The following is a 12212-nucleotide window of genomic DNA, read 5'->3' on the forward strand; positions in this document are numbered from 1 at the left end:
CAAAGCCCCCTAAATCCCCCAAATTTGGGGGACTTGTAATTCTGCTCTCCCCCCCCAGAATTGGGTTTGGGGGGCAAAACCAAGAACTCAAATGTAAAAAAATAACTTTTCAGATGTCCTCTAACCAATTAACGTACTGCGATAATTAACAACCAAATCACTAAGGCATAATAATGCTACTTAATAAGATACCTGGACGTGGCTATTTACTAATAGCTGTTTTAATTTTTGCTGCTTCCAATTCAGTAACTCGCAGATTAACAGAATTAGGGGCAGATAATTTAATCGATGGCAGAAATCCCATTTCCTTTTGTAATGTTCTGTTTGTTGGGAATATCTGCGCCTTATTGGCTCTAATTGCTATTTATGGCAAAGAATGGAGTCCCAGAGCCTTAAATAGGCTTTCTGCTGCGGATTGGATTAGTTTAATTGTAGTCGCTATTTTAGCGGGGGCATTAGCACCAGCCTTTATTTTTTTCGCTTTGGAACAGACGGCAGTAAACAATGTGGTGCTGATTAGCAGGATTGAACCTCCCCTCACTTTAGCTCTATCAGTCTTGATTTTGCGGGAGAGAGTAAATAGCTGGATTGTAATTGGGGCAATTTTAGCCTTTGTGGGAGTCATTCTAACCATTGTGCTGCAACCAACAGATAGCAGTGCCATTAATATGGGCGGAGGTTTTAGCATTGGTAAAGGAGAATTAATGACTGCCATTGGCGCGATCGCTTTGGCTATATCAACTGTTATTAGTAAAAATAGATTAGATCAAATTCCCTTAGGCATATTTACTATCTTTCGTACTGCGTTCGGAACTGTAATCTTTTTTGTCTTAGCAATAAAGTTATATGGCATTGGACATTTTATGGATGTAACTACACCTATAGTCTGGCAATGGATGATACTTTATGGAGCAGTGATTGTTGTTGGTGGTCAAGTAGCTTGGTTGAAAGGTTTAAAAACTACTAATGCTGCGGATGTAGCTTTAGCAAATTCTATCAGTCCTATTGCTGGTATCATAGCTGCATTTCTTATCTTGGGAGAGGTTCCTACAGTAGCACACTACATCGGAGGCACAGTTATCATTATCGGGATTATTTTTAACCAAGTCGGAATAGCGCGTCAAAATAAATTACTGGATAAGAGTAAGATTTGCATGGGGCAAATGGACGACCAAGTTGGGTTTAAGGGTATTTAAACCGCATCTAGTTTGAGCGTGGGGGATGCTGAATTTAGTTCAGCATATCCAACCACGCTGTTGAAACCTGTAGTTTTTAATGTAACTGTTCGAGAAAGTAACAAGTAACAAGTAGCAAGTAAAAAGTTGTTCTTGATTCTTCTAACTCAAACTTTATTTAACCAGCAAAACTCCAGTTTTCAATGTGGACGGGGTTTAGGTAAGAAGTAAAAAGTAAAAACTAGCTAAACTAAGTTTATTTTGGGAAATATAAGTAAAATAGCTAGTATAGCTAACTTGAGTAACAGAGGAGCCAAAAATACGCTTACGAATATACCAAGACAAGCTACTAAACCTGCAGACATAGATTCGATCTCTTCAGTAAGTTTGATTGTCAAGTACCTGGCAATACCAGTTACTATTAATGCAATTAACCAGCTCATTGACTCAACTCCATCAATAAATAGTTATCTGAACTAAAATATGTCTGAGGCTAGAGTTTATGCAGTGTTTAAAGACTTGTATTAAACCAGAGAAGTTTTGATTGATTAGACAAGATGTGGGGAGTTAGGGAAATAGGAATTTAGGTAATGCTTCTCGGTTAAAAATTTCTCACTTACGGCAAGCTTAAGTTAGTAGGTAATTATTTATTACTCATTACTTCTGACTCATTACTCAATTAAGAATTATATGGCTGGTAATCAATAAATGAATACTCCCCAAGCTAAGTGGCAAATTGTATCTGCATCAGACGTACCCTTGGAATTTATTGAAGGAGTTGCCAGTATTATTGGCTGCGATGCAAAATATTGCGCTCAATTACTCTGGCAAAGGGGAATTCAAGATTTAAAAGAATTACCAGGATTTCTAAACCCAAACTTATATCAGCCTGCTAGTGCGATCGCCTTTGGTTTGGAAATGGAATGGGCAGTGTCGCGTTTACAACAGGCTCGCGATCGCACTGAAAAAGTTACAATTTGGGGCGATTTTGATGCGGATGGGATTACTTCTACGAGTGTATTGTGGGATGGATTGGGGCAGTTTTTTTCGCAGCATTTACAGCTAGATTATTATATTCCCAATCGCTTAACGGAATCCCATGGACTAAATAATCCTGGCATAGCTAGGTTAGCTGAAAAGGGAACTAAGTTAATTGTTACTTGTGACACGGGCAGCACCAACTTGGAGGAAATTAAATATGCTCAGGAGTTGGGTATCGATATTATTGTTACTGATCATCACACTCTACCTGAATCTCGTCCTGAAGTAACCGCAATTATTAATCCTCGTTATTTGGAACCAGAACATCCTCTCTATAATCTCTCCGGGGTAGCAGTAGCTTATAAATTAGTTGAAGCACTTTACGAAACTTTACCCGATGTTCCGCAACAGCCAATCGAGAATTTATTGGACTTAGTTGCTATCGGTTTAATTGCTGATTTGGTGGAATTAAAAGGCGACTGTCGTTATTTGGCGCAGGTTGGTATTAAGCAATTGCAAAAACAGGTTAAGCCTACTACTATGACCCGTCCCGGAGTAGCCAAATTACTGGATTTATGTCGTCGCAATGGCGATCGCCCTACTGATATTTCCTTTGGTTTAGGACCAAGAATCAATGCTGTCAGCCGCATCCATGGTGATGCTAGTTTCTGTGTCGAGTTACTTACTAGTCGAGATGTACAACATTGCAGCCAGTTGGCAGAAGAGGCTGAATTAGCTAATACCCGTCGTAAGTCTTTACAGAAAGACACCATCAAACAAGTCCAGAAAAAATTACAGCAGCTAGATTTATCTACTACCTCGGTTATTGTCCTGGAAGATCCTCAGTGGCAAGGAGGTGTTTTAGGTTTGGCTGCGGGACAAATTGCCCAAGAGTATGGTCGTCCTACGGTGTTATTAAGTACTGGTGGGGGTGATAATTCCGAAAAAGTAATGGCTAGGGGATCGGCAAGATCTGTTAATGGCATTGATCTCTATCGATTGGTTAAGTCACAAGCAGATTTACTTCACCGCTTTGGTGGACATCCTTTTGCTGCGGGGCTGAGTTTACCTTTGGCTAATCTAAATTTGTTTAGAGAAGGGATTAATCAGCAACTCAGACAAAAGGTTGCTTTTGCTGAAATGGTACCCCAGATTGATGCTGATTTGGTAGTGACGGTAGCAGAGTTGGGTCATGATTTATTTGAAGAATTGAGGCTACTTGAACCCTATGGAATGGGCAATCCAATTCCCAAATTACTGATTCAAAACTGCTGGTTTAAGAACGTTTGGAACAAAAATATTCAAGATAGACAAGGAAAAAAAGTTCAATATATCAGGACTACTTTTAATATTTGGGATGATTCAAGTAATGAAGGATTTCCTGGTCTTTGGTGGGGACACTATAAAGATGAAATTCCCATAACCGGAAAATGTGAGGCGATCGCCGAATTGGATTTTAATACTTTTCATAAAAGGTACGAACTGAGATTAATAGCAGTACGGTTAATGTCTGAAAGTTCTTGGTTAAACTCCAATATAGAACAGACAAATTTATTAATAGATCGACGTTCTACGCCACAAAACCTAGACAATTTAGAAATTCCTTTATCACAAGTCAATATCTTGCAACAATGCCCTGCTGATTGGGGCGACATCCGCCAAAAATATCTTCAGGCGACAAACTGCGATCGCTCTCTAGTTCTGGCTTACACCCCTGAGCTCATAGATGAAGTAATAGCAATTTGGCGACAATTAATTGGTATTGCTAAATACTTAAGTCGCACTCAACAAAAAGTTACTAAATCACGAATACAAGAAAAATTAAATCTAAGCGATCATACATTTATGCTGGGATTACAAGCTTTGGAAAAAGCGGGATTCAAATATAAATTTCAAGATGATTTATATCAGTTTTCTTGGCAAGAAAATAATATTAGTGTAGGTTTGCAGTCTCAGATTAATTATTTTCTTTTGGCAATCAAAGAAGAACATTTTCAACAACAATACTTTTACAAGGTTCCTCTATCTACAATCAATCGACAACTTTTGATTACTGATTACTGATTACTGATTACTGATTACTGGTTACTGATGGGTGAGCGAAATTTACGGTAGCAAAAATTTTAATTGCCGTTACTCGTTACCATCGTTCTGGGTTTAAAGCCTCTTTCTTCTAGGAAGACTTCTTTTAGTAATTAGTAATTAGTAATTAGTAGTCAATTTGAACTAAAAACTAGCGCGAAGTTGCGGTGGCGGGGTTCCCCCGCTTGAGCAAACTTCGTAAGACAAAACTAAAAACTAAAAACCAGAATCACCGACTCTTTAGGGCGGTGAGGAGTCAATTTTTACTCGTTACTTAAAGCGTCTCTATTATTTAACTCTCACACCTTTTTTCGTTCACCCGTTACTGGTTACTGGTTACTGATTACTGATCGGTATCACGGTAAGTTTGCTCTGCTACCTTTTTTAGTCGTCGTAATTGAGCTTGCATATCTCTTTTAGTTAAACCAGCAGCAAAAGTATTGAACCCCCAGCTCACAACTGGATTGGGAATCTTAAATTCAAAACGATTGAGCAAAAAAGTCCCCTCAGCCATAGGTTGACATTCCCAGCGATCGCGTCCTTGGAAGAAACCATCAAATTCCCAGACAATAAGACCAGGCTCTCTTTCAACGACAACACTTCTAAGACTTGGTTGCAGTACAGGAATCTTAATTGTAAAACGGCTGAGACCTCCTAAATTGGTATTCCACTTCCCAATTGGCTCACATTTCAACATCGGATTTAGCCAAAGATGCATTAATTTTAAATTAGTCAAACATTCTTCGACGATCACAGAACTAGCTTTGATACTAATGGATTGTTCAAAAACTTGAGACGATGGCATAAAATTTATCGCAAATTAAAAGTAAATGAAAAAATGAACTACAAAGTTAATAATCCCTAACAACACGAAATTAATATTTTTTTAACGTTAAATTAAAAGTGAAACATTCAGCCATTTCTAGAAGGTAATCAATGATTGTGTTTTAACAAACAAGAAATTGTTAAGTTTTAACTAGGCAAATAGGCGTAAAAAGAGCTAAGAAGATTAACTTTTTAAGCAATCTGGATTTAATTTGGCATAATTATCGCAGAAAAATATATTTGCTTGTGAAAATAACAAGACATCTATATGATTTGCCGCTAGTATTTATGGCGGAAATAACTAGATGAATTAAGACTAAAGAACATGACACAGATACTTAGTAATATTTCGTCACTTGATCCTTTACTCTTAGCACAAGCTGGAGGTGGTAATCAGATATCTAATCTGATTAATGGTAATTTGGGTTCTTCAGCATTAGGTGTACTCAAGGCAATTGTCATCCTGATTTTGGGTGTAATTGTGGCATCGATAGTCAAAGGAATCATTAAAAAGTTACTTAGCAGTACTGATATTGATAACCGTATAGCAGCTGCCGTCTCTGGACAAAGAGGAGGAGACTCCATTCCAATTGAAAATTGGATTGCTACTTTGTTTTATTGGCTGATCATTTTGTTTGCAGTAGTAGCGTTTTTAGAGGCTCTTCAACTTGATGCTGTCTCAGATCCTATCAGAACACTACTATCACAGATAACAGGGTCTTTGCCACTAATTCTTAAAGCAGCAGCTTTATTAGGTATTGCTTGGGTAGTAGCTACAATAGTCAAGACTATAGTTACCAGAGGTTTAGGGGCTTTAAATATTGAGCAGCGTTTGGGTCTGGATACCGCAAGTTCTGCTGATTTTTCCTTAACTGATACTCTAGGTAATGCGCTATATTGGTTTATTTTTCTGCTATTTTTACCAGCAGTTCTCAGCGCACTACAACTCAACGGAACTCTTCAGCCAATCCAAAATATGCTGGATGAAGTTCTGGCAATGTTACCCAATATTTTAGGTGCAATAATTATAGGAGCTGTATTCTGGTTTATTGCCAATATTGTGAGACGCATTGTAAGCAACCTACTAGCTGCTACTGGAGTAGACAATATTGGTCGCAAAATTGGATTTTCTGGTGGAGCAGGGAAACAGTCTTTATCTTCAATTATTGGCACAGTAGTATTTGTACTAATTCTAATTCCAGGTATAATTTCTGCTTTAGAACAGCTGCAAATCAGTGCAATTTCTGAACCGGCGACAGATATGCTGAATCAGGTCCTAGACTTGATGCCTAAAATTTTTGCTGCGGGGGTTGTTTTAGCATTCTTCTATGTTGCGGGGCAATTTGTATCTGAATTTATCACTAATATTCTGACTAATATTGGCTTTAACAACTTGTTGCAATGGCTAGGAATCTCAACTGCAACTGATACTGGAGTTACACCTCCAAGCACGCCACCTTTAGGTGAGCCAATTGAATTGGGTATGGGTACAGAACAGCCTACAATGATCCAAACTCAACCTACAGTTGGTTCTAAAACCCCCTCGGAGTTAGTTGGATTGCTCGCTTTAGTGGGCATTATGTTAGTTGCTACTCTGACGGCTGTAGATATCTTGGGTATTCCTGCCTTAGAAGATGTCTTTAGAATTATCTTAGCGATCGCGGGTCAAGTTTTAATCGGGATCATAGTGTTTGCTATTGGTCTATACCTAGCAAATTTAGCTTTCAACCTAATTTTATCTTCTGGTACCTCTCAGTCCCGTTTATTAGCTCAATCTGCCCGCATTGCGATTATTACCTTAGTGGGAGCGATGGCGCTTAATCGTATGGGTATTGCACCGAACATCGTTAACCTAGCTTTTGGCTTGATTCTCGGTGGAATTGCCGTGGCGATCGCTCTGGCTTTTGGATTAGGTGGTCGAGAAGTTGCCAAAGAAGAGTTAAGGTCTTGGGTCAATTCATTCAAAGGAAAATAAGTCTCAAGGAAATTAGACCAGAGAAACAAACTCTCTTAAACAACTGAACATACTAAAGCTTCCAGTCAACTAATCAGTACTGGAAGTTTTTTATTTTTTAGTGCTGATAGCTGATAGCTATAGCTGTACAAAGTTATGTTAGGACAAGCAAATTTGCAGGCTTGTAAGTAGCAAGTAGAGGTGCGACCCCCTAAAGGATTCAGCAGTTGCTCATGGGGGAAACCCCCAAGACCGCACTGCTTCACCGCGTCGACCTACGGCGTTTACCCAGGAGCGTTATCTGGGCAAGGGAATGCGCGACCGAAGGAAGTCCTTTAGGGCACCTCCCGAAGGGCAAGTAGCAAGTATCAGTTTCAAAAAGTGTCCTAACCTAAATACGTAATGCTATAGGAGCAAAGCTCCTTAAATTAAGAACATTAAGATGCTGGAAATTTCTGTTCTTGTACTTCTTCTCTAAAGTCATCTACAGCTTGAGTGATAACTTCTCTTAAGTTGACGTAAGATTTAGCAAAAGGAGGTTTTCTCCTAGATAACCCCAAGAAATCTGCTGTTACCAATACCTGACCATCACATTGATTTCCAGCACCAATACCTATGGTAGGGATGGGAATTTTAGTCGTAATCGTGGCAGCTAGCTCACTAGGAATATGTTCTAAAACAATGGCAAATGCTCCTGCTTGAGCCAGGGCGATCGCCTGGTCGAGAATTAAATTAGCTTCATTGACAGTTTTGCCCTGTTGCTTGTAGCCCAAAATCCGAAATGATTGAGGAGTTAAACCTACATGAGCCATTACTGGAATACCAATAGCGGTTAATTCGGCAACAGTTTCCAGTACACGGGGATGTCCTCCTTCTAACTTAACGGCAGCAGCATTGGTTTCTTTGAGAACCCTTCCCGCTGCATTCATTGCTTGAGTTACGCTAGCCTGATAGCTCATAAAGGGTAAGTCACAGACAACTAGGGCGTGTTTGACGCCCTTACAGACAGCTTTGGCATGATGAATCATTTCATCCAAGGTAACGGGCAAGGTACTTGAGTAACCTAAACCTACCATTGCTAAGGAATCTCCCACCAAGATTATGTCTACTCCTGCTGCATCTAGTACTTGCGCCAGACTATAATCCCAGGCAGTCAGAGAAATAATAGTTTTTTTTGACTGTTTAAATTGAGCTAACTGCTGTATTGTGATTGCCATTAGGATCTGAGCTGAATATAAACTAAACTCTTATTGTTTATATTCCTATTGTAAAAGCTAAAAAAAAGAGTTATTGAGTGATCTATTAGAACATGGCACAACTAAAATTACAAAATCTGCAAAAGAAATATCGTCCAGATGTAATTCCTGTCAAAGATATCTCTTTAGAAGTTAATGATGGTGAATTTCTAACTTTATTGGGTCCTTCGGGATGTGGAAAATCTACCTTACTACGCCTAATTGCAGGTTTAGAGCCTCCTACTAAAGGGCAGGTGTTTATTGGTGATGAAAATCTCAATAATGCTGCTCCAGGCGATCGCAATATGGCAATGGTATTTCAAAGCTATGCTCTCTATCCTCACATGACTGCCGGAGAAAATATTGCCACGGCTCTTAAACTACGCAAAATGCCTCAGGACGAGATTAAACGCCGAGTTAATGATGCAGCTCACAAACTAGAGTTGACTAGTTTACTTAATCGCAAGCCAGGTCAGATGTCTGGGGGGCAAAGACAGAGAGTAGCTCTGGCTAGGGCGTTAGTGCGTGATCCAGAAGTATTTTTATTAGATGAGCCCTTAAGTAATTTGGATGCTCTGTTGCGGGAACAAGTAAGAGCTCAGTTAAAACAGCTATTTAAAGACCAAAATAAACCCGTAGTCTATGTGACTCACGATCAAACTGAGGCTATGACTCTTTCAACCAAGGTGGCGGTCTTAAATCAGGGGTTAATCCAGCAATTAGATCCTCCCAGCCGCATCTATTCTCATCCGGCTAATGAGTTTGTTGCCAGCTTTGTTGGAAGCCCCCAAATGAATTTATTAACTCTACAATGCGAAGATAATCAGGCAATTTTAGGCAGACATAAGCTTGATATCTCTAATTTGGGAAAACAACTTACTCAGGTTGTCTTTGGTATTCGACCTGAAGATGTCCATCTTGCTCATTCAGAAGAAGAGCCAAGTATTATGGGTCAAGTATATTTGGTTGAGCAGTTGGGTAAAGACAACTTGGTCAGTGTTAAACTTCAAAACTCTGAGATAACCATTAGAGCATTGTTACCAGGCGATAAGCAGTGGGAAAATAAAACAATTCCCTTGGCAATAAAGCCCGATAAAATTCATTGGTTTGATATTGATTCAGGCGATCGCCTTAACTGATCATACTCTTCTCTTTAGGTCGAGAAGCCATATAATTGGCAAGCTGAGTAGTAATTTGCTCTCTGACGATCTGACGATATTCAGTAAAGTGTTCTAAATAAGCACAAAGAGTTAGATAAATTTCAATTTGACGTGGTTTTTTTAGTATTACTCGAATCAGATTACGCCAAAATAGCCCACGAGTCTCAGCAAGAATACCTTGTTTGGTCAAGATTAAGCATAATGCCCTAATTGTCTTCCAACTTGGTCTGAGGGATTTAGCATTCTTGGCATCACCTAACTTCATGTAATAGCGAAAAATTCGATCTAGATAATTTGCTGGATCGTACAGTTTCCAAAAGGCATTGACATATTCAGTCGCAATGTCTTCAATTGCTCTGGTAGGAACAAAGTTCATCAAGGTCGTCTGATTAATATTTGCTCCTGAGTTGAGCAATCTACCTTCTTTTTCTAACCGATGCCAAAGAGCCGTACTGGGTAATGCTTGGAGCATACTAAACATTGCCAGGGGAATTTCGGTTTGTTCCACAAACTGCACTATGCGATCGCCAGCTTGGGGTTTCTCTCCATCAAAGCCGATGATAAACCCAGCCATAACCTGCATACCAGCCTTGGTAATTTTATCAATGGACTCAGTCAGAGGATCGCGAGTGTTCTGGAATTTACTAGTCAGAGTTAAGCTATCTTGGTCTGGAGTCTCGATTCCTAAAAAGACTTTTTTGAAGTTACATTCCACCATCAGTTTAAGTAACTCATCATCTTGGGCTAAATCTACCGACGCTTCTGTGGTTATACCAAAAGGATATTTTTTTTCTGCCATCCAAACCTTTAATTCTTTAAGCAATAATTTAACGTTGCGCTTATTGCCAATAAAATTATCATCCACCATAAATACTGCACCACGCCAACCTAAATCGTAGATACAGTCTAATTCTGCTAATAGTTGTTGCGGAGTTTTAGTCCGAGGTTTACGTCCATAAAGGACAATGATGTCACAAAATTCACATTGGAATGGACAGCCACGAGAAAACTGCACCGACATATTATCATAGGCATCAAGCTCCAAAAGATCGTAACGGGGAATAGGCGTTTCTGTGACGGCTGGTTTTTCTGTTGCTCGAAAAAGGCCTTGGCGATCGCCACGCTCAAGAGCAGCTACAAACATTGGTAAGGTTATTTCTCCCTCGTCTAAAACTAAGAAATCAGCATTAGCTGCTTGTACCTCTTGAGGAGAAGTAGTGGCATAAGGACCACCAACAGCTACTAATTTCCCCTTGCGTTTAGCCGTTGCTACTTGCGCTAAGAGATCATCTTTCTGGACAATCATACCGGAAATAATTACTAACTCAGCCCAATCCCAATCCGAATCAGTAATTTCTCTAATATTATGATCAACTAGTCTGAATTCCCACTCTTGAGGCAAGATGGCCGCTACAGTAATTAAACCCAAGGGTGGCATCAGAGCTTTACAGTTCAACAACGCTAGAGTTTTCTCAAATGACCAGAAACTTTGGGGAAATATAGGATATAACAATAAAGCCCGCATATATGTGTTGCCTCAAATAACAAATTAAAGCTATCTAAGCTTATCCTGTTCACTAAGGCAAATATTGTTAAACGTTTATGTAGTTCTCTCTAAACTGTTTTTTTGGCTAGTTGATTGACGTTACTGATTTTTTTTGGTAATACATTATTTGAAAATGGTAGTTCATAATACATAGATTAATTACAAGGCAATTTAATATCTTCAAACAAAACTATGATTATTCATTGAGGCTTATATGATATTTAGGCAGCTATTTGATCGTGAATCTAGTACATATAGTTATTTGATTGCCGATCCTGACACTAAAACAGCTATTTTGGTTGACTCAGTTTTAGAACAAGTAGAACATGAGCTTAAGTTGCTAGAAGAACTAAATCTCACTCTCAAATTCTGTTTAGAAACCCATATTCATGCCGATCATATTACTGGTACGGATAAATTACGCCAATTAACAGGCTGTGAGGGAATTGTCCCTACAAATGCTGCTGTTAACTGCGCTGATAGTTTTATTCAAGATCGAGAAATAATTAAACTGGGTAATATTGAAATCCAAGCTATTGAAACTAAAGGACATACGGATAGCCATATGGCTTATCTAGTTAATCAAGACAGAGTCTTGACTGGTGATGCCCTTCTAATTCGTGGCTGTGGGCGTACCGATTTCCAAAATGGAGATGCTGGTCAGCTCTATGATTCGGTAACGAACAGATTATTTACTTTAGCCGATCATATTCTGGTCTATCCTGCTCATGATTATCATGGTCGAACTGTATCTACTATCGGTGAAGAAAAACATTTGAATCCTCGCTTTAAAGCACGCGATCGCCAAAGTTTTATTGAGTTAATGAGTAACTTAGATCTCTCCTATCCCCGAAAAATGATGGAAGCCGTACCTGCTAATCAAGGCTGTGGCAAAGTATAGCCGTACAAAGTTGTATTAGGACAAGTTTATTTGATTGCTCGTAAGTAACAAGTAACGAGTAACGAGTAACGAGTAATGAGTGTCCTAATGTAAGTCCGTATTGCTATATCTACGCCAAGTGTAGAATACGAATTAAGTCAATCTCAGCACATAACGCCAATAACTAATTTCTAAACTCCTTATATCTGTACTTGTTATACCTCTTACGTGAATTAAACTCGTCATTTCAAGTACGAATTAGCTAGCAAAGTAGATATTTTGACTAAACTTTAGTTACGAAGGGGTTTGGGGAAGCCGTCACTTCCCCAACTGGGGGTCTGGGGGAAAGTTCCCCCAGAGATAAATATAGTTTT

General features: G+C 39.1%; 8 protein-coding genes. 5 read left to right on the forward strand and 3 right to left on the reverse strand.

What is annotated here, in order from left to right; all coding sequences use genetic code 11:
• Nucleotides 1-173: 173 nt before the first annotated feature.
• Both PLEUR7319_RS0110470 and recJ read left to right on the forward strand, forming a co-directional pair.
• On the forward strand, nt 174-1196 hold the full coding sequence (locus PLEUR7319_RS0110470) for a DMT family transporter (protein ID WP_019505177.1): 1023 nt from the start codon (nt 174-176) through the stop codon (nt 1194-1196).
• A gap of 687 nt (nt 1197-1883) precedes the next feature.
• Complete coding sequence (gene recJ, locus PLEUR7319_RS0110480) at nt 1884-4220, forward strand: single-stranded-DNA-specific exonuclease RecJ (protein WP_019505179.1); 2337 nt, start codon at nt 1884-1886, stop codon at nt 4218-4220.
• A 361-nt stretch (nt 4221-4581) separates the two neighbouring features.
• On the opposite strand, the gene PLEUR7319_RS0110485 is transcribed toward recJ, so the two are convergent.
• The gene (locus PLEUR7319_RS0110485) at nt 4582-5043 is read right to left on the reverse strand and encodes an SRPBCC family protein (RefSeq protein WP_019505180.1); all 462 of its coding nucleotides are present in this window, start codon (nt 5041-5043) and stop codon (nt 4582-4584) included.
• 345 nt (nt 5044-5388) lie between these two features.
• Between PLEUR7319_RS0110485 and PLEUR7319_RS0110490 the strand changes: the two genes are divergently transcribed.
• Nucleotides 5389-7038, forward strand: coding sequence for a mechanosensitive ion channel (locus PLEUR7319_RS0110490; RefSeq protein WP_019505181.1), 1650 nt, complete (start codon nt 5389-5391; stop codon nt 7036-7038).
• A 416-nt stretch (nt 7039-7454) separates the two neighbouring features.
• Here PLEUR7319_RS0110490 and panB read toward each other — a convergent pair whose 3' ends face one another.
• The gene (panB, locus tag PLEUR7319_RS0110495) at nt 7455-8234 is read right to left on the reverse strand and encodes a 3-methyl-2-oxobutanoate hydroxymethyltransferase (RefSeq protein ID WP_019505182.1); all 780 of its coding nucleotides are present in this window, start codon (nt 8232-8234) and stop codon (nt 7455-7457) included.
• 92 nt (nt 8235-8326) lie between these two features.
• Between panB and PLEUR7319_RS0110500 the strand changes: the two genes are divergently transcribed.
• Nucleotides 8327-9391 carry an ABC transporter ATP-binding protein gene (locus PLEUR7319_RS0110500; protein WP_019505183.1) on the forward strand — a complete coding sequence of 355 codons (1065 nt, stop codon included), beginning with the start codon at nt 8327-8329 and terminating at the stop codon, nt 9389-9391.
• On the opposite strand, the gene PLEUR7319_RS0110505 is transcribed toward PLEUR7319_RS0110500, so the two are convergent.
• Nucleotides 9384-10937 carry a B12-binding domain-containing radical SAM protein gene (locus PLEUR7319_RS0110505; RefSeq protein WP_019505184.1) on the reverse strand — a complete coding sequence of 518 codons (1554 nt, stop codon included), beginning with the start codon at nt 10935-10937 and terminating at the stop codon, nt 9384-9386. The genes PLEUR7319_RS0110500 and PLEUR7319_RS0110505 overlap by 8 nt on opposite strands.
• A gap of 235 nt (nt 10938-11172) precedes the next feature.
• Between PLEUR7319_RS0110505 and PLEUR7319_RS0110510 the strand changes: the two genes are divergently transcribed.
• Complete coding sequence (locus tag PLEUR7319_RS0110510; RefSeq protein WP_019505185.1) at nt 11173-11859, forward strand: MBL fold metallo-hydrolase; 687 nt, start codon at nt 11173-11175, stop codon at nt 11857-11859.
• The last annotated feature ends 353 nt before the right edge of the window (nt 11860-12212 follow it).

Origin of the sequence: Pleurocapsa sp. PCC 7319 (assembly GCF_000332195.1) — a bacterium.
In the GTDB taxonomy this organism is placed as follows: domain Bacteria; phylum Cyanobacteriota; class Cyanobacteriia; order Cyanobacteriales; family Xenococcaceae; genus Waterburya.

Coding starts and splice junctions, on each gene's coding strand:
- PLEUR7319_RS0110470 (WP_019505177.1), top strand. CDS start 174: ATGCTACTTAATAAGATACCTGGACGTGGCTATTTACTAATAGCTGTT.
- recJ (WP_019505179.1), top strand. CDS start 1,884: ATGAATACTCCCCAAGCTAAGTGGCAAATTGTATCTGCATCAGACGTA.
- PLEUR7319_RS0110485 (WP_019505180.1), bottom strand. CDS start 5,043: ATGCCATCGTCTCAAGTTTTTGAACAATCCATTAGTATCAAAGCTAGT.
- PLEUR7319_RS0110490 (WP_019505181.1), top strand. CDS start 5,389: ATGACACAGATACTTAGTAATATTTCGTCACTTGATCCTTTACTCTTA.
- panB (WP_019505182.1), bottom strand. CDS start 8,234: ATGGCAATCACAATACAGCAGTTAGCTCAATTTAAACAGTCAAAAAAA.
- PLEUR7319_RS0110500 (WP_019505183.1), top strand. CDS start 8,327: ATGGCACAACTAAAATTACAAAATCTGCAAAAGAAATATCGTCCAGAT.
- PLEUR7319_RS0110505 (WP_019505184.1), bottom strand. CDS start 10,937: ATGCGGGCTTTATTGTTATATCCTATATTTCCCCAAAGTTTCTGGTCA.
- PLEUR7319_RS0110510 (WP_019505185.1), top strand. CDS start 11,173: ATGATATTTAGGCAGCTATTTGATCGTGAATCTAGTACATATAGTTAT.